The sequence below is a fragment of the Pseudogemmobacter blasticus genome (assembly GCF_003071405.1).
Classification (GTDB): Bacteria; Pseudomonadota; Alphaproteobacteria; order Rhodobacterales; family Rhodobacteraceae; genus Pseudogemmobacter; species Pseudogemmobacter blasticus.
On sequence record NZ_CP020470.1, the window covers coordinates 1,773,372 to 1,796,639 of the forward strand.

Below are 23,268 nucleotides of genomic sequence, written 5' to 3' on the forward strand. Positions count from 1 at the left end.
CGCCGCCTTTGCGCTAATCCCTCCGCCGACCCCGCCCAAGGACCGCTTGCGATGAAATTCACCCTTTCCTGGCTTTCCGATCACCTTGAAACCTCGGCCAGCGTGACCGAGATTGCCGAGGCGCTGACCGACCTTGGCCTTGAGGTCGAGGGTGTCGAAGACCCGGCCGAACAACTGGCGCCCTTCCGCATCTGCCGCGTGATCGAGGCGGTGCAGCACCCCAACGCCGACCGCCTGCGCGTCTGCCGGGTGGCAACATATCCGGGCGGGCCGGGCAGCGAGATGGTCGAAGTCCAGGTCGTCTGCGGCGCCCCCAATGCGCGCACCGGGCTGGTGGGCGTGTTTGCCCCGGTCGGTACTCATGTGCCCGGCACCGGGGTCGATCTGAAACCCGGCAACATCCGCGGGGTCGATTCCAACGGGATGCTGTGTTCCGAACGCGAACTGATGCTGTCGGACGATCATAACGGCATCATCGACCTGCCCGAAGATGCGCCGCTGGGCGCCCGCTTCATTGACTGGCGCGGCCTGAACGACCCGGTGATCGAGGTCAAGGTCACGCCGAACCGCCCCGATGCGCTGGGCATCCGCGGCATCGCGCGCGATCTGGCCGCGCGCGGCCTGGGCAAGCTGAAGCCGCTGGACATCGCCCCTGTGGCGGGCGGGTTCGACAGCCCCATCGCGGTGCAGATCGACCCGGCGCTGAAGGCGAAGGGCTGCCCGCATTTCGCCGGGCGGGTGATCCGCGGCGTGACCAACGGCCCCTCGCCCGACTGGCTGCAAAAGCGGCTCAAGGCGATTGGCCTGCGCCCGATTTCGGCGCTGGTCGATATCACCAACTTCTTCACCTACGCGCTGAACCGCCCGCTGCACGTCTTTGACGCCGACAAGGTGGCCGGCGGCAGCCTGCGGATTCATCCCGCTGCCGGTGGCGAGGAATTCCTGGCGCTTGACGGCAAGACCTACACGCTGGCCGCCGGCCAGATGGTGATTTCCGATGATGCGGGCGTGGAATCCCTGGCCGGCATCATGGGGGGCGAACTGTCGGGCTGCACCCCCGAGACGGTGAACGTCTTTCTGGAAAGCGCCTGGTGGGACCCGATCACCATCGCCGCAACCGGGCGGGCGCTGAAGATCAACTCGGACGCGCGCTATCGCTTTGAACGCGGCGTCGATCCGGCCTTCACCCTGCCGGGGCTGGAACTGGCCACGCAGATGGTGCTGGACCTGTGCGGCGGCGAGGCCAGCCATGTGGTGCAGGACGGTGCCGCGCTGGACACCACCCGCAGCTACAAGCTGAACCCGGCCCGGGTGATCAGCCTTGTCGGCATGGACATCCCCGAGGCCGAGCAGCGCCGCACCCTGACGGCGCTGGGCTTCACCCTGCGCGGCAATGACGTGACGCCGCCTTCGTGGCGGCCCGATGTTCTGGGCGATGCCGATCTGGTGGAAGAGGTGGCGCGTGTCGCCTCGCTGTCGCGGCTGAAAGGCGCCCCGATGAAACGGGGCACGCCGGGCGTGCCGAAGCCGATCCTGACGCCGCTGCAACAGCGCGAAAAGGCCGCCCGCCGCACCATCGCGGCGCTGGGTTACAACGAATGTGTGACCTACAGCTTCATCGACGCCAAGGCCGCCACCCTGTTCGGCGGCGGGTCCGAGGCGGTTCGTGTTGAAAACCCGATCTCGTCCGAGATGAGCCACCTGCGCCCCGACCTGCTGCCCGGCCTGCTGGCCGCGGCGGCGCGCAATCAGGCGCGCGGCTTCATGGATCTGGCGCTGTTCGAGGTGGGCCCTGCCTTCCAGGGCGGCGAGCCGGGCGAACAGCACCTGCAAGCCACCGGCCTGCTGGTGGGCGCCTCCGCCGCGCGCGATCCGCACGGGTCGCGCCGCGCGGTCGATGTCTATGACGCCAAGGCCGATGCCGAGGCGGTGCTGGCCGCGCTGGGCGCCCCCGCCCGCGCCCAGATCAGCCGCAAGGTGGCCGGCTGGTGGCACCCCGGCCGGTCCGGCGCCATCGGGCTGGGGCCGAACACCATGGCGACCTTCGGCGAAATCCACCCCCGCATCCTGCGCGAGATGGATGTGAAGGGCCCTGCCGTGGCCTTCACCGTGCTGGTCGCCAATGTGCCCGCGCCCAAGGTGAAAACACCCACCCGCCCGGCGCTGGCGATCAGCGACCTTCAGGCGGTGGACCGCGATTTCGCCTTTGTGGTGGATGCGGGCGTCGAGGCGCTGACCGCCGTCAACGCGGCGCTGGGGGCCGACAAGGCACTGATCGAAAGCGTCCGTGTCTTCGACCAGTTCACCGGCGACAAGGCCGAGGCGCAGATGGGGGCGGGCAAGAAATCCATCGCCCTGACCGTGCGCCTGCAACCCACCGCCACCACCCTGACCGATGCCGAGATCGAGGCGGTGTCGGCGAAGATCGTGGAAAAGGTATCCAAGGCCACCGGCGGCACGCTGCGCGGCTGATCCCGGCTTTCCGGGCTGACGGTGCGTCACGCTTCCGTGACGCGCCGTCCTCGCCTAGCCTGCGGGACATGGAATTCGATTACATCATCGCGGGCGGCGGATCGGCCGGGTCGGTTCTTGCCGCGCGGCTGTCGGAAGACCCGGCCGTTTCGGTCTGTCTGGTCGAGGCCGGCGATACCGCGCGCGACCTGCTGGTCCGCGCGCCCGCGCTGGTGGCGGCCATGGTGTCGGGGCGGCCCCGCCTGCACAACTGGGCGCTGCACACCGTTCCGCAAGCCGGGCTGAACGGCCGCCGCGGGTTTCAGCCGCGCGGGCGCGGGCTGGGCGGCAGTTCGGCGATCAATGCCATGCTCTACATTCGCGGCACCCCGGCCGATTATGACGGCTGGGCCGACGCCGGCGCCACCGGCTGGGACTGGGCCAGCGTCAGGCCGTGGTTCCTGCGGGCCGAAGGCAATATCCGCGGCGCCGGCGCCAACCATGGCGCCGACGGCCCGCTTCAGGTGGCCGACCAGCGCCACCCCCGCCCCATCACCCGCGCCTTCATCGAAGCGGCAGGCACCTGCCAGATCGCCCCGAACGATGATTTCAACGGCCCGGTGCAGGACGGGGCCGGTCTCTATCAGGTGACCCAGTTCCACTCTGGCCCGCGCAAGGGCGAACGCTGTTCGGCCGCCGCCGCCTATCTGCATCCGGTCATGGGCCGCCCGAACCTGACCGTCCTGACCCGAACCCGCGCGCTGCGGCTGGTGCTGGACGGCCGCCGCGCCACCGGCCTTGTCGTGCGTGGGCGGGGCGGCGAAACCACGCTCAAGGCGCGGCGCGAGGTGATCCTGTCGCTGGGCGCCTTCGGCTCACCACAGCTTCTGCTGCTGTCGGGCATCGGCCCCGAGGATGAATTGCGCGCCCATGGCATTGCCCCGGCGCATGTTCTGCCCGGCGTGGGGATGAACCTTCAGGACCATCTGGATTACACCATCAGCCACACCTCGCCCCGGCGCGATGTGGTGGGGCTGAATCCGCGCGGGCTGATGCGGCTGCTGAAGGCAGGCTTGCGCTGGCGGAAAACGGGCGAGGGTCTTTTCGCCTCGCCCATGGCAGAAGGCGCGGCCTTCCTGCGATCAACCCCGCAGGAACCGCAGCCGGACCTGCAAATTCATTTCGTGGTGGGCATCGTCGATCAGCACATGCGCAAGCTGCACATGGCCGATGGCTGGTCGGCCCATATCTGCGCGCTGCGCCCGTTCAGCCGGGGCACGGTCGGGCTAACCTCGGCCAACCCGCTGGCCCCGCCGCGCATCGACCCGGCCTTCCTGTCCGATCCGCGCGACCTGCCGCTGTTGATGCGCGCCGCGCGGCGGCTGGAAGAGATCATCGCCGCCCCGGCGCTGGCGCCCTGGCGGGGGCGGCGGCTGTATCCGCACAACGGCAGCGATGCCGCGCTGGAAGCCGACATCCGCGCCCGCGCCGACACGATCTATCACCCGGTCGGCACCTGCCGCATGGGCCAGGACGATCTGGCCGTGACCGACCCCGACCTGCGCGTGCGCGGCATCAGCGGGCTGCGGGTGGTGGATGCCTCGGTCATGCCGCGCCTGATCGGCGGCAATACCAACGCCCCCACCATCATGATCGCAGAACGCGCGGCGGCCCTGATCCGGGCCGACCGCGCCTGAGGCCTATCGGCGCGGCGTGCCGCGCCAGGTTCCGATCCAGGCCATGAAGCGGCCCCAGACGCCGCGCACCTCGTCGGCCGCGGCATCGGCGCGGGAATCGATGGCGCTCAGCGCCGGGTCCACCGTCCGTTCGCGGAATTGCAGCCACATGCGCTGGATCATGAAAATCACGAAGGCCAGGAAGGTGAAGATCACGATGTTCACCCAAGGGATGATCGTGACATCCGGCCCTTCCACCTGCTTCACCGCCACCGCATTGGGGAAGATGGTGAACAGCTTGTTGCGCCAGCCGTAATGCGTGACCGAAACCCAGATCGGCTTGTCGGGCGAAGAACTCAGCTCTTTCGCCTGGGTCTGCAACCCGTAGCTGTCAACCTTGAAATAGGGCGGCCAGCCCCAGCCGGTATCTTCGTTGCGGTATTCCATCGTCTTGCCGTTCGGATAGACGGCGTTGATGAAGAACACGTCGCGGCTGGTGCTGTTGGCCATGCCCACTTCGGCCCGGCTCCAGAAGATCGAATTGTCACCGACATCGACGCGCCGGTTTTCCGTGCCCACGATGCGCACGATGTCATGCTGCGGCAGGGTGTAGTGGAAGAAGGCAAACAGGCAGAGGCCGATCACCGTCCAGAAAGCCCATTTCAAATAGCGCATCATCGCCTCACTTGAAGTTCACGACATAGAAGGCGACCGTGGCGGCCGTCAGCGGCAGTATGTAGATAAGCCATAGCAGCTTTTTTTTAAGCCCCCGGTCATAGGCTTTCATGCCCTCTTCGATCCAGGCGTCGCGGTCGCCTTCCAACCCCTCGGAAACCCAGCGTTTTTCCAGCTTCTCGCGCCGGACGCTGCGGGAATAAAGCCCGACGAAAAAGTAGATGATGGTCAGCCCCACCAGGGCAAACGCCATCAACCTCAGCCAACCGATGATCATCCGCGCCTCCTTGTTTCGCCCCAGGGCCCGACAGGACCACCGCCCCGGCCCCCGGCCCCCGCGCCCCAGGGGCCAACCGCATCACGCAGGCCGCGCGTGGGTTTCGGGCCTTCCTTCATCTGCGGGCGTGCCAGTTCGTCCATGCGCGGCTCGGGTCCGAACAGCGCCTCGCGGGCGCCCTCGCGATCCACCTGATACTCCCGCGCCAGGAATTCCGCCACATAGACCTTCTTGGCGTCGGACCAGCCGGCGTAATCCTCGTAGAACCGTTCCTTGTGGGTGATGAACATCTGGCGCACATCCATCGGCGCCAGTTCCGACAACAGCATGTTCACCAGATCGCGGTCCTTCCCGGCCCGCGCCCGCAGCGTGTAGAAATAGGCCGGATGTTCGCTGGAAATCCGTGGCCATGGCCCCGCGCCTTCCACCCAGCGCAGCATGGAGGCCAGCCCCAGGAATTCATCCGGCAGGGCCGTGCCAATGCGATAGGCCAGCTTGCGCAGCTCGGTCCGCCGCGCGTCGCCCAGCGCGATTCCCAGCCGGTCGGCCGCATCGACCAGGATGAAATCCATCTTCTGCCGCAGGATCGCCCCCGCATCCGCCCCGCGCGCCTGCACGATGGGTTCGACCAGCAGGTTGCGGTCCAGCCAGTCGGCAATGTGGTTGCGGTGGGTGAAATCCATCACCTGCGCAATTGGCACCTGCCCCAGGCTTGCCACCGGCAGGCGCGAGATGGCCGCCGGGAACTTCACATCCTGAAAGACGTAAAGCCCGCCGAAATAGCTGGTCCAGAAATTGCCCTGTTCAAAGGTCATCGCGGGCAGGGTGATCGGCACCCGCGTCACATCGCCGGTGCGCCGCGCCAGCCCGATCATCTCGGCAATCAGCGCATCGTCGCGCCAGCCATCGGGTTCGCGGCGGAACTTCTCGATCAGCGCGCCCAGCTTTTCGGCATCGGCCACATGGCCGCCGATCGTATCGGCCTCAACCGTGACCTGCCGGATTTCGAACAGCCGCGCCGGGGTATCCACCGCATAGACGCTGCCCTGCAATTCCCCGCAGACCGCATCGCGCGCCGTCAGCGCGAAAAGCTGCGCCTCGTTCTTCTCGATGAACTGGGTCAGGATCCCGCGCGAGGTGGAAAACCGGATGTTCAACAGCGGCGCATCCTTCTGCGCCGTGGTCAGCAGGATGAACTGCCGGTTCGCCCCGTTGGGGTTCAGATACAGCGGATCGCCGAATTCATCGCCGATTTCGGGGCTGTAGCCCGACAGGTCGATATGAAAATCCTTCAGCGCGGTTTCCTTGCCCGTCAGATGCTTGAGCGCCCGGTTGTAACGGTCAACAAGCTGCGGCGAGGACACCTCGATCAGGTTCCCGAACATCAGGCCACGGGTGATGAGGTGTTTCATTACCTTGCCCTTTCCGGGCGTGTCGCCCCCACCCCCAGCCCCTCCCCACAAGGGGGAAGGGAGGCGCCAGGCTCGTCGCGTCGCGCCTGCGGTTGGCGGCCAGAGCCCCCCTCCAACCCTGTGGGGAAGGGATGAGGTGGTGGGGCATCCCCCAGCGGCCCAACCGCATCCAGCACCATTTGCATCACACCCTCCAGGTTCTCCGAAATCTCAGAATTCCAGAACCTCAGCACCTGAAACCCTTGCCCCTTCAGCCACGCATCCCGCCGCGCATCCTGCGCGCCACCATGCTCGGCGCCATCAATCTCGATTACCAGCCGCCGCCCCAGTTCGGCGAAATCGGCGATATAAGGCCCAATCGGCGCCTGCCGCCGGAAATTGGCCCCCAGCATCCGGTTCAACTCCCGCAGTTTCGGCCAGACCTTCCGCTCCTGCGGCGTCATCGCCGCCCGCAACGCCCGCGCCCTTTGCCGGGTGACCGGGTGGATGCCTGTCATGCCGTTCCCCTCATGGCCAAACCCCCACCCCCCGGCCCCTCCAAACAAGGGGGAGGGGAGAAGCCCACCCGCCACCTGCGCCCCCGCCCACCACACAAGTACCTCCCCTCCCCCTTGTTGGGAGGGGCCGGGGGTGGGGGCCAAAGGCGACAGCTTGATCAGCTTCCCGAACATCAGGCCACGGGTGATGAGGTGTTTCATGGGCGCCCTCTTTCGGCGTTTGGCAGGGGCCCGAAGGGCAGCGCCCGCACCGCGGGGTGGGCGAGAAGCGCCCGCCCCGGGGGGGCGGTGCGGGCGCTGCCCGGGGCAAGCCCCGGGCGACTCCCGCGAGACAGGCCACACGGCCCTTGGCAGACAGGCAGGACCGCTGCGAAGGCTAACGGTTTGCGCATCGGCCTCACCCCTCTCCCTCCGCCACCATCAGCGCCATCATGCCGCGATAGCGGAAATAGGCGACCAACGCATAAAGCGCCAACCACAGGTGGGCATAAAGCAGGAAGGGCGTGCCATAGCGGTCGGGTCCGATGTGCCAGGGGTCCAGCGTGGTCAGCAGGAACCACACGGCCAGCAGCAACCCGATGGCGCCCGCGAACAGGACGTAAAGCGTCAGCCCCCGGCGCTGGACCCAGCGGTTGATCAGGAACAAAGGTGCCACGACCGCGATCATGGCGCCGGGCAGGATCAGCACCAGCAGGAAAAGGCTGAACATCACCTGTTCAGGCATTTCCCTTCCCCTCCAGATACCTTCTCTTCGCCTCTTCCATCCGCCGCATGTCGCGCACCGCCGTCTCGATGGCCACTTCGTCCGACTTGTCGGCGTAGCGGAATTCGCTGTCGGCGTAGCGGTTTATCTCCTGCACCACCATCTCCACCGTGATCGGCCGCATCAGGCCGCGGATCATGCCCATCTTCTCGTCATAGGGCTTGAACAGGAACAGGTCGGGGTTTTCCATCCATTCGTCCGGCAGTTCGAAATCCATCGCCCGCACCTTCACGGCATCGGTGATGTTCTTGATCGCCCGCCCGGTAAAGCGTTCGTCGGCGGACTGGATTGCCTTCAGATAGGTGCCGATCCGGGCGATGCTGTCCAGTGGCCCGATGTCGCGGGCCACCTGATCCCAGACCTTCAGCAGCCCCGCCTCATGCGGGCGGGAATGGCCCTCGAAACTGGCGGCCACCGCACGGCGGATTTCCTGCGCGGCGAACAGGTCATGGTCGCCCAACGGGATCTGGTGGTTCTTGCCCAGAAGCAGCGACAGGATGTCGATGTAATCCTCGCGCGTCTGCGGCCCGTCCACCAGGAACCGCGCGCCCGCCCGCTGGCGCAGCGCGTCGTCCACGTTCTCGGGATAGTTGCTGAACATCCCGAAGGTGCAGTTCCCCCGCACCACCGTGCCCGCCCCGGCAAAGGCCTGCATGAAGACCGCCGTCACCTCCTGCTGGCCGGCACTGGACTGCCGGTCGCCGCGCTTGCCCGCCACCTGGTCGATATCGTCGATGGTGCCAAAGCCGATCACGCCGGGGTCCAGCACCGCGTCGATGAAGGCCTTGGCGTTCTGCCCCGACTTGCCCTGATAGCTGTCGATCTGGTCGATGCTGAAATTCTGGTAGCGGAACGGATAGCCCGCCGCCTTGCAGTAATCGTTCAGCAGGCCCGCCATCATCTGGATCAGCGTGGTCTTGCCGGTGCCCGGCTTGCCGTCGCCCATGAAGGTGAAGATGAACCCGCCCAGTTCGGCAAAGGGGTTCAGCCGGCGGTCGAAGTCATAGGCCATCAGCATCTTGGCCAGCCGCATCGACTGATACTTGGCGATATGGTTGCCCACCACCTCCTGCGGTTTCTTGAAGGCCATGGTCAGCGCGCCGCCCTTGGCCGCCCGCGCCGGCTTGAACCCGGCCAGCACCAGCCCGTCCGCCTCGACCTTCCAGCTTCCGCCGGTAAAGACCGAGACGCGGGCGCCGTTCTCGGCCCGGATCGCCACCTTCTGCATCAGCGCCTCGGCAAAGGCGGAAATCACCGCCACCAGCCGCGCATCATCGCCGGCCAGCGCCGCGATGTCCTGATCCAGCTCCCACAGCGCGCCCTGCAAGGCCAGCGGCGCGTTGTCGGTCAGCACCTCCTCGACCTCGCCCAGTTCCACAGTGGCCGGCGTCACATGCGGCGCAATCAGATAGGCCGCCGCATTGGCAAAGCTGAACAGCACCACCAGCGCCTCGGCCTGCAACAGCTCGCCGAACTCGGCCCGTTTCGGTTCCGGCACCCGGCCCTCAAGATTGGCCCGCTTCAGCTCGGCCAGCCCCGATTGCGCGGCAAAGGTCTCGCCCATGGCCAGCGCGATGGCCAGCGCCCGGCGCAGCACGGTCAGGCTGGCCGCCTGCACCGGCGACACCAGCCCGTCCGACAGGCCCTCCACCCGCTCGGCCAGCCGCACGCCGCCCGGCCGCGCGGTGGACCGCGTTGCCATCCCCACCACGGTAGACCGGAACCGCGGCCGCGCCCCCACACCCGGAGACCGCTCGGCCACCGCCGCCTCGGCCAGGGGCTTCGCCAGCCGCGGCGCATGGTCAAAGCCCTGAAGCATCCCCAGCGCCGCCTCATACTGCGCCCGGATCGCCTCTTCCTTCAGCTCCATCGTGTCGCGCGTGCTCATCGGCCCTGCCCCATTTTCTGTCCTCAAATATCCCGGGGTCCGGGGCAGCGCCCCGGGGCGTCCATCCGCCTCAGACGCCCGGAATAAGCCGCCCCCCGGCCCCCACCACGAACTTGCGGATGCCGCGCAGGCCGGCCGGGTTCTGCTCGACCAGCACCTGATAGGGCCGCTCGGGCAGCACGATCATCCGCTCAAGGCTGGTCGTGCCGGTGTCCGCCCCGGTCAGCGGGTCCAGCCTGTACACCTGCTTCGGCCGGGTCGAGAACCAGCCGTCCTTGACCGTCTCTTCCCGGTCCGACACCAGATCCTCCACCGTCCAGACCAGCGCCCAGTCCTGCCCCTCGGGCGCGCGGGCATCTTCCAGCACGCGCGAGATCGGGCCCGATTGCAGGGTGAAACTGGCCGAATACATTGGCCCCAGCGTGATCCGGCGCAGCCGCCTGGGGTGCAGATCCTCGAAATCGGCATCGAAGCCGGTGGCGATGGTCACCAGCTTCAGCCCGCCCACCGATTGCGCCAGCACCTTCTGCTGCAGCGGCGGCCAGCGGTAATCGTCGTTCGGCAGCGGCTTCTTGCCGGAATCCTCAAGGTCCATCAGATAGACCACCGGCAGGTTGACCTGGGTGTCCCAGACCGCCCAATGCACCAGATACTGCCGCCGCGGCCCCGCCTGGCCCAGCCATTGCGCATCCGGGTCGTTGCGGGCCCAGAACAGCCCGCCCGCCTTCAGCGCCTCGAAATACAGCCGCTGCGACAGCGCGTATTGCAGCCCCGCCGGCACCTTCAGCTCACCCACGATGGTGCGGATCATGCGGTCCTTCAGCTCGGCTTCCGAGGCCATGCCCGACAGGTGCTTGTCGGCCTGCGCCGCATCCAGCGCCATCACCATCAGCTCCTGCGCCACCGGAAAGCCGCTTTCGTGCCGGTCGATGGTCAGCCGGGGGGCGCCTTCCGCCTTGCCCGTCATCAGGTATTTGTGGTTCAGCGCCCGGAAGGTGCCGATCACCCCCGCCAGATACTGCCCCAGCAGCCGCGATTCCGTCCGCGTCAGGCGCCCCTCGCCCTCCAGCTCGGCCGCGATGCGGGGGAAGTAGCTGCCGATCCGGGCGAATTTGGCGAAATACCGCGCCGCCACCGCCGGATCATACAGTTCGGCATGGTCGGAGGTCAGTTGGTCCTTGAGGGTGGGGTCAGCCATGGGTCAGCCAAAGATTTGCATGTGCGTCTGTCATGCACGCAGCCGGTATTCTTCGTCGAGCTCCAGAAAATACGACCAGAACCAACGCCACCGCATGGCTGGCATTTTCTTTCCCTTCTGTTCCGCCGATGACTTAACCCATTGGACCATCATTCTAAACACGCACATACTTGCACCGGTCATCGCAAACCAGACCAAAGGAAGCACGACAACTGGCACAATTTGGTTCATCGAGTCAGACAGTTCCAGCGCCCCACTCGGCCCCTGAAACTGTCGCAGGAGGAATACCTGAGCGAGAATGAATGGCGGCCAGACAAGCCCATTCCGGAGAAAGACTTTCCACCAGGCCGACACCTCTATCCCCCATAGGTGTTCTTGTCGTGCTTCTCGACAATCGCCGCAAAGCGCCGGGCAAAGCGTTCGTCCGCCTTGGCCTTGTCCTCAAGAATCTTGCGGGCAAACACCATCTGGCCTTCATGCGCCTCCAGCATGTCGGCCATCCGGTCATTGGTGGCCGCGCCGATCGCCGCCATGGCCGCCTGCGCTTCCTGGTCGGTCTTGACGCCGATCTCGTTGATCCGGTGCGCCACGTCCTGCTGCTCGGCCGTCTTCAGCGATGAGGTCAGCGCATCATACAGCACCACCCGCTGCTTGGTGTCGGTCTGCAGCTTGTTGATCAGCACCAGTTGCGTCGCCGCCTGGTTGGTCAGGCTGTCCACCCAGGTCTTGCCCTTCTCGATATAGCGTTCCAGCGTCTGGCTGCGGGCGATCTGCACCTGTTCATCCTGCACCAGCGCGTTGTGCTTCGCGTTCAGGTTGGCCAGTTCGGTTTCCAGCTTGGTCCGCGCCGCCGCGTCGGTCTCGACGCTGATCTTGTTCTCCAGCTCGATGATGCGCGGGTCCAGCGCCGCAATCTCCTTGCGCACCGTCTCCAGCGCGCCCACCGTCGCCTCGCGGTCGGCCAGCGTGGCGGTCAGGTTCGCCTCGACCCGGCCCTTCTGCGTGGTCAGCAGGGTCAATTGCCCCTGCAACAGCTTCACGATCACATCCGATTTGGAAATCAGATCCTGCAACTTGTCATCGATGCTGGCGTCGCGCAGCCGTTCGTGCCGCAACGATTCCGCCTTGGCCGAGGAAAAGATGCCCACAAAACTTTCCCACCCGGTCTTCGACCGCAGTTCCGCGAATTCGGTGGAAAAACCGGCGGTCACATCGTCCAGCCCCATGATCAGCTCGGCGATGTTGGAGTTCATCACCTCGGTGTGCTTGTGCACATCCTCCAGCGTGGCATTCTCCACGTCGATGGCAATGCCCTCGTCCAGCTTGGCGCGGGCCTTGTCGATGGTGTCGGTTATGGCGCTGATCTTCGCCTGGGCGGTCGCCACCTGTGCCTGGCTTTCCTTGATCTGTGCTTCGAAATCCGCCATCGAACGCTCCTTTGCGGGCCCTGGGCCGAACCAATCTCACCTAGGGATGTAAATCCGAATTACATCCCCCTCGCACGGGGAATTCTGCTGGCCGCGCCGCAATCTGGCAAGGCGTGCTTTCCCCATGTCCGATGCAGATAGTCTTGCCGCAGTCGAAACCCGCCGCCAAGACCTGATCGGTCCAGCCCAAAGCCGCCGCTTCATCTGTCCGGAAATATCCCGGGGGTCCGGGGGCAGCGCCCCCGGCAGCTTCCCCCCCTTAGACCGGGATATTGTCGATCAGCCGCACGCCATCCAGCCAGGCCGCCGCCAGCATCCGGCGCGGGCGGGTCGGGTCGTCCGAGGGCATCAGCGTCGCGGCGTCGCGCAACTCAATGTATTCCACCCGCTCGAAGCCGGCGGCCCGCATCGCCTCGGCCGCCTCGCGGATTGCCATCCGGTCGGCATGGCCGGCGCGAATGTCGGCGGCCGCCGCGCTGATCGCGGCGTACAGCACCGGCGCCTTGGCCCGGCCCGCCGCCGTCAGCCGCACATTGCGCGACGACATCGCCAGACCGTCCGCGTCGCGGATCGTCTCGCAGCCCACGATGTCAACCGCCAGGTTCAGGTCGCGCACCAGCTTCTGCACCACCTGCAACTGCTGCCAGTCCTTCTGGCCAAAATAGCCACGGTCTGCCAGCACCATGCCGAACAGCTTGGTCACCACCGTCGCCACCCCGTCGAAATGGCCCGGGCGCATCCGCCCTTCCAGCGGCTCCGACACGCCCGAGACGCTGACCGTCGTGCCATAGCCTTCGGGATATACCTCGTCCGGCTGGGGGGCGAAGATCGCATCCACCGGCACCGTGGCCAGCAGCGCCGCATCCGCCGCCTCGGTGCGGGGGTATTTCTTCAGGTCGTCGGGGTTGTTGAACTGCTTGGGATTGACGAAGATCGTCGTCACCACCCGGTCACATTCCGCCCGCGCCCGCCGCGCCAGGCTGAGATGCCCGTCATGCAGCGCGCCCATGGTCGGCACCACGCCCACCACTTCGCCCGCCGCGCGCCAGCTTCGCGCCAGGGCGCGCATGTCGGACACCGTCCGCAGGATCGGAATCATTTCTTCACGGCTCCGGCTTTGGCGGGCACTTCGTCGGGAAAGCCGTGCTCGGGCGCGGGGAAGCTGCGGTCCCGCACCTCGGCGGCATAGGTGGCGATGGCCGCATCGGCATCGCGGCCCAGTTCGGCGTAGCGTTTCACGAATTTCGGCCGGAAATCGGTGAACAGGCCCAGCATGTCATCCACCACCAGAACCTGCCCGTCGCAACGCACCCCGGCCCCGATGCCGATGGTCGGGATGGTCAGCGCCTGCGTGATCCGCGCGGCCAGCCCTTCGGGCACCTTTTCCAGCACCACCGCGAAGGCGCCCGCCGCCTGCACCGCCTCGGCATCGGCCATGACCTTGGCCGCCTCTTCGGCGCGGCCCACCACCTTATAGCCGCCCAGCGTGTTCACCGCCTGCGGCGTCAGCCCCACATGCGCCATCACCGGCACGCCGCGCGCCGTCAGGAAGGCGATGGTTTCGGCCATGTGCTGCCCGCCCTCCAGCTTGACCGCCGGGGCGCCGGTTTCGGCCATCAGCCGGCTTGCGTTGCGAAAGGCCTGTTGCGGGCTTTCCTCATAGCTGCCGAAGGGCATGTCGATCACCGGCATCGCCTTCTGGCAGCCCCGCACCACCGCGCGGCCGTGCAGGATCATCATCTCCATCGTCACGCCCAGGGTTGAAGGCAGGCCATGGATCACCATGCCGACCGAATCCCCCACCAGCGCCACATCGCAATGCGCATCGACAATCCGCGCCATCGGCGTGGAATAGGCCGTCAGCACCACCAGCGGCGCCCCGCCCTTGCGGGCGCGGATGTCGGGGGGCAGGACAGGCCGGACAGCAGAGGTTGCGCTCATCAGGGGCTCCGGGGTTCTCAAACTGCCCGCAATAAGGGCACGGGGGCGCGGCGGACGCAAGAATTAACGCCGCAATGCAGCACGGTCTTTGCCGCTTGACGCCACGGCCCCGGCCCGCCCCAATGCCGCAAACCAACCGGAGGCCCCATGTCCCTGATCCAGCGCGTCACCCGCGAAGCCACCCCCGCCGAAACCGAACGCCCCGACCCGGCCAAGGTTCTGGCAGGCGATCCGGTCCACACCACCTGGAACCTCGAAGAGGATGACGGGCTGTATTGCGGGCTTTGGCAATCGACGCCGGGCAAGTGGCGCGTGGCCTATGTCGAATGGGAATATGTCCACATCCTGCAGGGCCATTCCATCCTGACCGCCGCCGACGGCACCGAAACCCACCTGCGCGCGGGTGACAGTTTCATCATCCGCCCCGGCTTTGAAGGCACCTGGGAAGTGGTCGAAACCACGCTCAAGGATTACGTCATCCGCACCTGAAACGAAACGGGGCCGCCCTGCCGGGCGGCCCCGATCCGTGCCGTTCCAGCCCGATCAGCCGGAAACCGTGGTTTCCAGCGGCGGGCAGTCCTCGGGGGCGATGCCCTTGCTCTTGCAGGCGCGCAGCCGCTTCTTGTCGGCCTTTTCGGCGGCGATCCGCGCGGCTTCGGCTTCCTTCGCCTTGCGCTCGGCCTCGCGCGCCTCATAGGCGGCAACGGCGGCGGCGTCCTTTTCCTTCTTGGCCATGTTCTCGGGCGTTGCCGGCACGACGCGGCCATAGGCGTCATCCATCATCGGCCCTTCCAGCGCCACGCTTTCATCCAGCGTGCGCACCTTCACACGGGCGCCGGTATCGACCCGCTCATACAGGTCAATCGCATCCTGGTTGAACAGACGGATGCAGCCCGCGCTGGTGGCCCGCCCGATAGACGCATTCTCGATGGTGCCGTGGATGCGGAACATCGTGTCGCGGCCGCCGCGATACAGATACAGCGCCCGCGCGCCCAGCGGGTTGTTCAGCCCGCCCGGCAGGCCGGCGGCATAGTCGCCATACATGTCGGGGCGGGTGCGCAGCATGTTCGCCGTGGGCTGCCACGACGGCCATTCCCGCTTGCGCCCGATATAGCCGTTGCCCTTGAACGACAGCCCCTCGCGCCCGACGGCAATGCCATAGCGGACGGCGCGGCCGCCCTCCATCACCCAGTAAAGTTTGCGCGCGAAGATATCGACGACGATGGTCCCGGGCTTTTCATCGCCGGCATAATCCACCTCGGTGCGGACATTGCCTTCGATCAGGTCTTTCCGCTCGACAGCGGGGATCAGGAATTCGCCATCCTGCACCGCCTCATATCCCGGCAGCGTTCCGGGGGGCGTGTCGGCAGGTCGGGGGCCGCCGCAGGCAGCAAGAAGCGGAAGGGCCAGAATGGCCGCAAGTCGGGCAAGACTGAAGGTCACGGTGAGACTCGGACGTTAAGGCAGCTATGGCGCGCACCATGGCCCGAGCGGGGGGGCCGGCGTCAAGCCTGAGTCTTGTGAAACAAGCGAAAAACGGCCCCGGCAACAGGTGCCGGGGCCGGATTCAACCCCGCCGGCAGGCCTAGAGCTTGCCAAGAGACCAGAACAGCGTCTCGCCCGAGCTGTCGTCGATGCCGTCATTGTCGGTCACGACCCAACCGATTCCCCCGGCGTCGATGGCGAAGCCTTCCACCTTGTCGGGAACATAGCCGTTCAGCACCTTCAGGTCGGGCAGCAGGTCGCGGACCAGTTCCTTCTGCACCACCGGCAGCGCCTCGCCCAGCTTGGCCGGGGCCAGATCGGCGGCCTTCACGCGATAGATCTTCTTGACCGCCGCCTTGTCGGCAATCTGGTTGTCACGTTCCACGACATAGACCCAGTCGCCGTGCAGGGTGATTTCCGAAAGCCCCATCCAGGCGCCCTTGGCCGGGGCATCCAGCGGGTAATGCACCGCGCCCCAGGTCTTTTCCCTGGTGTCATAGGCCACCAGCTTGACCATGCCCTTCGGATCATCCGCCCATTCGCGCTGCACCGCCAGCCACAGCACATCGCCCGCAACGGTGATGCCTTCAAACCCGAAGCGGGTTTCGTTGGCCGCCAGTTCCGGGGGCAGGCCGATGGTTTCCTTGATCTCGCCCTTGTCGTTCACATACACGATGCCATGCGGAACCATCTTGTCGCTGCGGCCCTCGGTAGCAATCCAGAAGCCGCCCTCGCCATCGGCGGCCAGCCCCTCGATGTCCATCAACTGCGCCGGGTTGCCGCCGCGCGTCACCGGCAGCGCCGCCGTGATCCGGGCCGGCACCTGCGTCGCGTCGATGGTATAGATCGTCGGCGCCGCCCCCAGGGCCGAGTCATTGGCGGCATAAAGCCGGCCCGGCGTGGCCGGGTCGGCCGCCAGCGCCGACAGCGCCGCCCAGCCGATCAGCGGATCGCTGCCCGCGCTGGTGATCATCGGATAGACGGCCGTGCCTTCGGCCCGCGCGTAAACCATCACATGCGCCGGGGCGAGACCGTCTTCCCGCAGGTCCACCTCATTCGCGGTGGCCAGCAGGCCGCGCGCCGGAAGGGCCACCATCCCCTCGGGCGACACGCCCGAGGGCAGAAGCTGCTTCAGCACCGGCGCCGCCGGATCGGTCAGGTCATAGACCGCCACGATGGAGCCGCGCTCCGACGCCACGAACAACAGCCGCGTGCCGTCGAAGGTGGCCACCTCAACCGATTCCAGCTCGGCGCCCTTCTTGTTGCGGAAATCGGGGTAATGCCCGATGGCGGCAATCTCGCGCTCAAGGCTGGCGCCCGATTCGTAGACCACCGTCCCGTCCTTCTTCCAGATGGTGAAGGACCGCGACCCGCCTTTCCAGTCGCCCTCGTTCGCCGTCACGAAATGATCGGCGTCGATCCACTTCACCCCGTCGGGTTCGCGCAGCACGCCCTTGGCGCTGCCGGTGAAATCCAGCCGCCCGTCCTTTTTCGTGTCGATCCCGTCCAGATCCACCGCCCCGGCGCTGAAATGGCTGGCCACCTTGCCATCCGCACCGATCACCAGGATGTGGTTGTTCTCCTGCAAGGTCACCACGATCTCGCCCGCCTCGTTCACCGCCAGGAACTCGGGCTCGGGGTCTTCGGGGGCCACCTCGGCCAGCCCGGTCACGTCGATCTTCTGCAACCCGGCGCAATCCACCGCGCCATCCTTGACCGGCAGCCGGACGACATAGCCCGCCGGCATCTGCGGCAGGTCGCCATCGGCCACGTCCTCATCGCGCTCGTTCTCGATGGCGACAGCGATGAAGCTGCCATCCGGCGCGCGGGCCACCGAATCCGGCTGACCGCCCAGATCACATTCGGCCACCACGGCCTTTTTCGCCAGATCCACCGTCACCAGCTTGCCCGAAGGCGCGGCGCGGCTTTCGCTGGTGTTCACGCCCGCGAAAGCCAACCCGCCGATCACCACCGTCGTCGTCGGCTCGCCCCCCATCACCACATTGCCCAGCGGCCTGGGCGCGGCGGGGTCGGTAATGTCCACCATCCCGATCACGCCCAGCGGGCTGTCGGAATAGATCAGCGTCATCCCGTCCTCGGTCGCGGTGATGATCTCGGCGCTGGTGGCGCGGGCGCGGTCCTCGCCTTCGGCCATGTTGTCGGGCGTGGCAAAAGATGCAACGCGCTTGAACACCGGCTCGGCCAGCGCGGGCAGGGCCGCAGCCAGCGCAAGGGCCGAGGTCAGGCAGAGATGGGGAAAACGCATGGGGCCAGTCCTCTGGTTCGAGTCAATCGGCCAGAGGAATGGCCCCCGCAGGTCACGGCCCCGCGACAGGGCCGTGACAGGACCGTGACGCTTTGATCAGCCCACCACGTTGAAGCCCGGACCGTAAGGATAGCCGGTGATGTTTTCGGCCCCGTCCTCGGTGATGACCAGAATGTCATGCTCACGATAACCGCCCGCGCCGGGCTGGCCATCGGGAATGGTCAGCATCGGCTCCATGCTGATCACCATGCCCGGCTCCAGCACGGTGTCGATGTCCTCGCGCAGTTCCAGCCCCGCCTCGCGGCCGTAGTAATGGCTGAGAACGCCGAAACTGTGGCCATAGCCGAAGGTGCGGTATTGCAGCATCTGTCGCTCGGACAGGAAATCGTTGATCTGCGCCGTCACCGCCGCGCAGGACACGCCCGGTTTCAGCAGGCTCATGCCGTATTCATGCGCGGCCACGTTCGCCTCCCACACCTTCAGGCTGGCCGGGTCCACCTCGCCCAGGAACAGCGTCCGCTCCAGCGCGGTGTAATAGCCGCTGATCATCGGAAAGCAGTTCAGGCTGAGAATGTCGCCGCGCCGCAGCTTGCGGTTGGTCACCGGGTTATGCGCCCCGTCGGTGTTCAGCCCCGACTGGAACCAGACCCAGGTGTCGCGGTATTCCGCATCGGGAAACCGCTTCGCGATCTCGCGCTCCATCGCATCCCGCCCGGCGATCGCGATTTCCAGCTCGCTCGCCCCTTCGGCAATCGCCTCGCGGATGGCATAGCCGCCCACGTCGGCCACATTGGCACCATGCTTGATCAGCGCGATCTCGGCTGCGGATTTCATCATCCGCTGCTGCATCGTCGCGGCGCTGACATCCACCCCGCGCTTCGGCCGCAGGAAGGTGTTCAGCTTCTCGGCCCGCTCCATGGTCAGGTGATCGGCCTCGCAGCCGATGGCCTTGCCGGTGCCGGTGATCCCCGCCACCACGCGCCAGAAATTGTCACGCGCCCAGTCGGTATAGGTGATGTTGTCGCCGATGCTGCGCCGCCAGGGCTGGCCCGCGTCAATGCCCGCGCTGACGGTGATGCAGTCGGTCTTCGTCACCACTGCCGCATAGGGCCGGCCAAAGCTGCAATACAGGAACCCGGAATAATAGGCGATGTTGTGCATACTGGTCAGCACAACCGCATCCAGATCATGCAGCTCCATGATGTCGCGCAGGCCCTCCAGCCGGTCGTGATATTCCTCATCGGCAAAGGGCAGCGCGTGCTTCTGGCCGCCGTTGTGAAAGCGGTACTGTTCGGGACGGTTCACTGTCATGTCAGACCCCATGTGGCCGGGGAATGCCCCTGTCGCGGCGAGACCCCGAAAGGTCCCGGCGTACAGGACGAAGGCGGAAGCTCCGCAAGCAGAAGGGCCGGGGCCCCTGTGGCGACGCCATCGCCACGGCTCGGGGCAAACAGTGCCGCAAGCGGGCACCGGGCGCAAGACCCGTGCCCCTTCCCCCGCCGCCCCCTTCCCCGCTAGGCTGCGCCATCACCCGAAAGGACGCGCCATGCAGCCCGGACCGCTGAACCTGATCACCGATGTCGCCGGCCTGCGGGTGGGCCAGGCGCAGGATGAAACCTTGCGCTCGGGCGTCACCGTGCTGACCGCCGACCAGCCCTTCACCGCCGCCGTGCATGTGATGGGCGGCGCCCCCGGCACCCGCGAGACCGACCTGCTTGCCCCCGACCGCATGGTGCAGGCGGTGGATGCGCTGGTGCTGTCCGGCGGATCGGCCTTCGGGCTGGACGCCTGTTCCGGCGTGATGGACGGCTTGCGCGCCATGGGCCGGGGCTTTGCCGTGGGGCCGGCGCGCGTGCCCATCGTGCCGGGTGCCATCCTGTTTGACCTGCTGAACGGCGGGCAGAAGGACTGGACCGCGAACCCCTATGGCGCACTTGGCGCCGCCGCACTGCGGGCGGCTGATCGCCGCTTCGCCCTTGGCACCGCCGGCGCCGGTTTCGGCGCGATGACCGGCACGCTGAAGGGCGGGCTGGGGTCGGCCTCCTGCCTGCTGCCCTCGGGGCTGACCGTGGGCGCGCTGGTGGCGGTGAACGCGCTTGGCTCGGCCACGGTGGGCGAGACGGGGCATTTCTGGGCGGCCCCCTTCGAACAGGGCCGCGAATTCGGCGGCCTTGGCCCCGCGCCGCAGATGCCGCTGCCCGCCCCCCTGCCAACCAAGCGGCTGGGCGAGGCGACGACCATCGCCATCGTCGCCACCGATGCCGCGCTGACCAAGGCGCAGGCGCACCGTCTGGCGGTGGCCGCGCATGACGGCATGGCCCGCGCGCTGGTCCCTTCGCACACGCCGCTGGACGGGGATCTGGTCTTTGCCGCCGCCACCGGGGCGCGGGCGCTGGCCGACCCGGTGACCGACACGTTCCAGCTTGGCCATGCCGCCGCCACCTGCCTGGCCCGCGCCATTGCCCGCGCGGTGTTCCTGGCCCGCCCGATGCCGGGCGACCTGCAACCCTGCTGGGCGGTGCGGTTCGGGCAGGCACCGGCGGGCGGCTAGGCGGACCGGGGCGCTACCACCGTTTCAGGGCCGCTTCGTCTTCGTCCCTTGCGGTCACCCATTCCGCCCCCGACGCGCCGATTTCCTTCTTCCAGAACGGGGCGCGGGATTTCAGGTAGTCCATCAGGAACTCGGCCGCGTCAAAGGCCGCCGCCCGGTGCGCCGCGGCGGTGGCAACCATCATGATCGCCTCGCCCGCCGCCAGCCGCCCGAAACGGTGGATCACCAGCGCATCGACCAGCGCCCAGCGCCGGGCAGCCTCGTCCAGCATGGCGCTGATCGCTGTTTCGGTCATGCCGGGGTAATGCTCGATCTCCATCGCGGCCAGCGCACCGCCATTGTCGCGCACCAGCCCGGTGAAGGTGACAACGGCCCCCGCCCCCGGCGCCGCCGCCGCAAACCGCGCCGCCTCGGCCCCCAGATCGAAGGGCGCGGATTGCACCGCGACCCGCATCTCAGCCCCCGGTCATCGGCGGAAAGAACGCCACCTCGCGCACCCCCGCCAGCGGCGCGTCGAAATCGGCCAGGCGCTGATCCAGCGCCACCCGCAGGCTGGCCCGGTCGGCAAAGGCCAGCGCATAGCGGTCTTCCCGCGCGGCCAGCTCCTCGACCAGCGCGGCCACCGTCGGCGCCGCCGTTTCCACCCGTTCGCGCGGCACCCCCACCCGTTCGCGCACCCAGGCGAAATACAGGATGTCGATCATGGGTCTTCCTTCAGGAAGGGCTTGGCCTTCGTGAAATATTCCCAGCCCGTCAGCGCCGTCAGCCCCGCCGCGATCCAGATCAGCACCAGACCGGCGATATTGGCGAAGGACGCGCAGTCACGCTTGCCGCAGGCGCGGATCGGGTCGGCCAGGCCATGGCTGACCGCCTCGGCATATTGTTCGGGCGTCATGCCCTGCATCGCCACGCCGTTCAGATATTCCAGCCCGGTGCCCAGGAACAGCGCGGCAATCGCCACCATCTGCGCCGTGGTCTTCCACTTGGCCAGCTTCGTCACCTTGAGAAGGCCGCTCTTGTGGCCCAGGAATTCGCGCAAGCCCCCGACAAACACCTCGCGGAACAGGATCACCGTCGCCGGCAGGATCAGCCAGGGATTCATGCCGTTATAGCCGGTCAGCACCATGATCGCGATCACCACCATAGCCTTGTCGGCGATCGGGTCCAGCATGGCGCCGAACTTCGATTCCTGTTTCCACAGCCGGGCCAGATAGCCATCGAACCAGTCGGTGATGGCGGCGCCCACGAACAGGCCAAGGGCGAACCAGTCGGCCCAGGGGCGATGGAAATACAGGAACATCAGCGCCACGCCGGGGGCCGCGAGCAGACGGATGAACGTCAGGGTATTGGGGATCGTCCAGGTCATACCGGATTGGTAGCCGATGCAACCCGGCGTGGGAAGAGCGGCTTGCCATGATAACGGCGCGGGCGGGGCGCGCGGCCGCCCCCTATGCCGTCATTCCGCGGCAAGCCCGGCCTGCGGCCTGCGGTCGCGCAGGGCGGCCAGACCATGTTCCATGGCCAGCGTCCGGTCCATCATCGCCCGCAGACTGCCCGAGATCGCGGCCTGCACGCTGTCGATCCGGTCGATGGTGGCGGTCAGCGCGTCCTGGCTTTCGGCCGACTTGCGGCTTTCCACCCGGGCCAGGATACGGATGGTATCCAGCCCCAGGATCATGCGCCGCAAGTCATTGCTGACCGCGCTCAGCACCCCGGCCTGATGCGCCGCCTCCTCCAGCAAGGCGCGGGCGCGGGCCATGTTCTGCGCCCGGACCGCCCGCAGCATCGGCAGTTCCATCCGCCGCTCAACCCCGTGATAGCCGCCGGGCTGGCGGTCATAGGTCTGCACCAGTTCCTCCTGCAACCCGGCACAGCCCGAAAGGATCAGGCTTCGCCGCAGGGCATGTGCCATGCGGGCGCAGGGGTTTTCCCGGCCCGAGACGAACGCGGACAGCCGGCGCGAAATCTCGTCCGAGGCGGTCTTGTAGTTGACGGCGATCTGGCTCAGCGGGCCGCCCTGCGCCTCAAGCCGGGCGGCAGCAAGGCGCATGTTCACCGGCAGGATCAGCAGATCGGCAAAGCGGGCCATCAGCCGCGTCTGTTCCTGCAGGGTTTCCTCCAGCAGCCCCACCAGCAGCGCCTGCGCCTCGACCCGCGGGTCCGGGTCGCGCCCAAGCGCCCGGTTGCGGGCGCGCATCTCTTCGGTCACGGCGCGGGCGGCAAAAGCGTCATAGCCGGAAAACCCCAGACCGGAAAGCTGCCCCGCCAGTTCGTCGGCCGAAGCCTGGGGCGACAGGCCCTCGTCAAGCTCGCGCCGGCGCAGGCGGGCATACAGGTCGCGCAGCGTACCAAACAGCGGGGCTGACGGCCGCATCCGCACCGAGAAATAGCCCCCCTCGCATGGCATGGCGGCGGCCAGCACCCAGTAACCGGCCCCGTCCTTGCGACGGTTGCGCACATAGCCGACCGCCGGTTCCCCCTGTTGCAGCAGCGACCAGAACAGATGGAAGAACCCCGCCGGCATGTCGGGGTGGCGGATCGCCCGGTGCGGCGCCCCGATCAGATCGCGCCAGTCGATCCCGGTCATCCGCTGGAACACGGCATTGCCGGACAGGATCACCCCGCGCGCATCGGTGCGCGAATAGATCAGTTCGCCAAAGCCGAAACCGGCATCGGGCGGGGCGGGGGGCAACAGGGCAGGCGTCGGGCCGTGCATCGGTATCACCGTCAGGAAAGCTGGCCCCCATCCTGGGCCCGCTTC

The 23,268-nt window shown here is 67.1% G+C and carries 21 protein-coding genes and 1 pseudogene; 4 read left to right on the forward strand and 18 right to left on the reverse strand.

Annotation, left to right across the window (positions count from 1 at the left end; genetic code table 11):
- Window positions 1-51: 51 nt before the first annotated feature.
- Window positions 52-2,472, forward strand: a complete 2,421-nt coding sequence (gene pheT, locus B6K69_RS08680) for a phenylalanine--tRNA ligase subunit beta (protein WP_108643492.1) — start codon at window positions 52-54, stop codon at window positions 2,470-2,472.
- Window positions 2,473-2,540: 68 nt separating this feature from the next.
- Complete coding sequence (locus B6K69_RS08685; protein ID WP_108643493.1) at window positions 2,541-4,148, forward strand: GMC family oxidoreductase; 1,608 nt, start codon at window positions 2,541-2,543, stop codon at window positions 4,146-4,148.
- A 3-nt stretch (window positions 4,149-4,151) separates the two neighbouring features.
- Here the strand turns inward: B6K69_RS08685 and B6K69_RS08690 are convergent, their stop codons facing one another.
- The 11 genes from B6K69_RS08690 to panB all read right to left on the reverse strand — a co-directional run bounded on the left by B6K69_RS08690 (window position 4,152) and on the right by panB (window position 14,205).
- The gene (locus B6K69_RS08690; RefSeq protein ID WP_228156699.1) at window positions 4,152-4,805 is read right to left on the reverse strand and encodes a DUF1523 family protein; all 654 of its coding nucleotides are present in this window, start codon (window positions 4,803-4,805) and stop codon (window positions 4,152-4,154) included.
- Window positions 4,806-4,809: 4 nt separating this feature from the next.
- The gene (locus tag B6K69_RS08695; RefSeq protein WP_328588485.1) at window positions 4,810-5,079 is read right to left on the reverse strand and encodes a hypothetical protein; all 270 of its coding nucleotides are present in this window, start codon (window positions 5,077-5,079) and stop codon (window positions 4,810-4,812) included.
- Window positions 5,076-6,491: a DUF6638 family protein gene (locus tag B6K69_RS08700; RefSeq protein WP_206340505.1), complete on the reverse strand. Its 1,416-nt coding sequence runs from the start codon at window positions 6,489-6,491 to the stop codon at window positions 5,076-5,078. Before B6K69_RS08700 ends, B6K69_RS08695 begins: the two co-directional genes overlap by 4 nt.
- Entirely contained in the window at window positions 6,491-7,189 is a 699-nt protein-coding gene (locus B6K69_RS08705) for an endonuclease domain-containing protein (protein ID WP_206340506.1), read from the reverse strand. Before B6K69_RS08705 ends, B6K69_RS08700 begins: the two co-directional genes overlap by 1 nt.
- A 196-nt stretch (window positions 7,190-7,385) precedes the next feature.
- Window positions 7,386-7,712: a hypothetical protein gene (locus B6K69_RS08710; RefSeq protein ID WP_108643494.1), complete on the reverse strand. Its 327-nt coding sequence runs from the start codon at window positions 7,710-7,712 to the stop codon at window positions 7,386-7,388.
- The gene (locus tag B6K69_RS08715; protein WP_108643495.1) at window positions 7,705-9,639 is read right to left on the reverse strand and encodes an AAA family ATPase; all 1,935 of its coding nucleotides are present in this window, start codon (window positions 9,637-9,639) and stop codon (window positions 7,705-7,707) included. The genes B6K69_RS08710 and B6K69_RS08715 overlap by 8 nt, the downstream gene beginning before the upstream one ends.
- Window positions 9,640-9,709: 70 nt before the next feature.
- Window positions 9,710-10,837, reverse strand: a complete 1,128-nt coding sequence (locus tag B6K69_RS08720) for a hypothetical protein (RefSeq protein WP_108643496.1) — start codon at window positions 10,835-10,837, stop codon at window positions 9,710-9,712.
- Window positions 10,838-10,867: 30 nt separating this feature from the next.
- On the reverse strand, window positions 10,868-11,191 hold the full coding sequence (locus B6K69_RS08725; protein ID WP_108643497.1) for a hypothetical protein: 324 nt from the start codon (window positions 11,189-11,191) through the stop codon (window positions 10,868-10,870).
- Between the two features lie 2 nt (window positions 11,192-11,193).
- A complete protein-coding gene (locus tag B6K69_RS08730; RefSeq protein ID WP_108643498.1) occupies window positions 11,194-12,264 on the reverse strand; it encodes a coiled-coil domain-containing protein in 1,071 nt (356 codons plus the stop codon).
- 259 nt (window positions 12,265-12,523) lie between these two features.
- Window positions 12,524-13,363: a pantoate--beta-alanine ligase gene (gene panC / locus B6K69_RS08735; protein ID WP_108643499.1), complete on the reverse strand. Its 840-nt coding sequence runs from the start codon at window positions 13,361-13,363 to the stop codon at window positions 12,524-12,526.
- Window positions 13,360-14,205, reverse strand: a complete 846-nt coding sequence (gene panB / locus B6K69_RS08740) for a 3-methyl-2-oxobutanoate hydroxymethyltransferase (protein WP_108643500.1) — start codon at window positions 14,203-14,205, stop codon at window positions 13,360-13,362. Before panB ends, panC begins: the two co-directional genes overlap by 4 nt.
- 147 nt (window positions 14,206-14,352) lie before the next feature.
- On the opposite strand from panB, the gene B6K69_RS08745 reads away from it, so the two are divergent.
- A complete protein-coding gene (locus B6K69_RS08745) occupies window positions 14,353-14,694 on the forward strand; it encodes a cupin domain-containing protein (RefSeq protein WP_107673268.1) in 342 nt (113 codons plus the stop codon).
- A 228-nt stretch (window positions 14,695-14,922) separates the two neighbouring features.
- Here the strand turns inward: B6K69_RS08745 and B6K69_RS08750 are convergent.
- The 3 genes and pseudogenes from B6K69_RS08750 to B6K69_RS08760 form a co-directional block, all read right to left on the reverse strand.
- A pseudogene (locus tag B6K69_RS08750) lies at window positions 14,923-15,648 on the reverse strand (L,D-transpeptidase); the annotation flags it as partial.
- A 142-nt stretch (window positions 15,649-15,790) separates the two neighbouring features.
- Window positions 15,791-17,956, reverse strand: coding sequence for an esterase-like activity of phytase family protein (locus B6K69_RS08755; protein ID WP_108643501.1), 2,166 nt, complete (start codon window positions 17,954-17,956; stop codon window positions 15,791-15,793).
- 96 nt (window positions 17,957-18,052) lie between these two features.
- Window positions 18,053-19,261: a M24 family metallopeptidase gene (locus tag B6K69_RS08760; RefSeq protein ID WP_108644857.1), complete on the reverse strand. Its 1,209-nt coding sequence runs from the start codon at window positions 19,259-19,261 to the stop codon at window positions 18,053-18,055.
- A gap of 241 nt (window positions 19,262-19,502) precedes the next feature.
- Between B6K69_RS08760 and B6K69_RS08765 the strand changes: the two genes are divergently transcribed.
- Window positions 19,503-20,507, forward strand: a complete 1,005-nt coding sequence (locus B6K69_RS08765; protein ID WP_108643502.1) for a P1 family peptidase — start codon at window positions 19,503-19,505, stop codon at window positions 20,505-20,507.
- A 13-nt stretch (window positions 20,508-20,520) separates the two neighbouring features.
- Here B6K69_RS08765 and B6K69_RS08770 read toward each other — a convergent pair whose 3' ends face one another.
- From B6K69_RS08770 to B6K69_RS08785, 4 genes are all read right to left on the reverse strand, one after another.
- Entirely contained in the window at window positions 20,521-20,961 is a 441-nt protein-coding gene (locus tag B6K69_RS08770) for a molybdenum cofactor biosynthesis protein MoaE (protein ID WP_108643503.1), read from the reverse strand.
- 1 nt (window position 20,962) lies between these two features.
- Window positions 20,963-21,211, reverse strand: coding sequence for a molybdopterin converting factor subunit 1 (moaD, locus tag B6K69_RS08775; RefSeq protein WP_108643504.1), 249 nt, complete (start codon window positions 21,209-21,211; stop codon window positions 20,963-20,965).
- The gene (gene pgsA / locus B6K69_RS08780) at window positions 21,208-21,873 is read right to left on the reverse strand and encodes a CDP-diacylglycerol--glycerol-3-phosphate 3-phosphatidyltransferase (protein ID WP_108643505.1); all 666 of its coding nucleotides are present in this window, start codon (window positions 21,871-21,873) and stop codon (window positions 21,208-21,210) included. Before pgsA ends, moaD begins: the two co-directional genes overlap by 4 nt.
- Window positions 21,874-21,963: 90 nt before the next feature.
- Entirely contained in the window at window positions 21,964-23,223 is a 1,260-nt protein-coding gene (locus tag B6K69_RS08785) for a PAS domain-containing protein (RefSeq protein ID WP_108643506.1), read from the reverse strand.
- Between the last annotated feature and the right edge of the window lie 45 nt (window positions 23,224-23,268).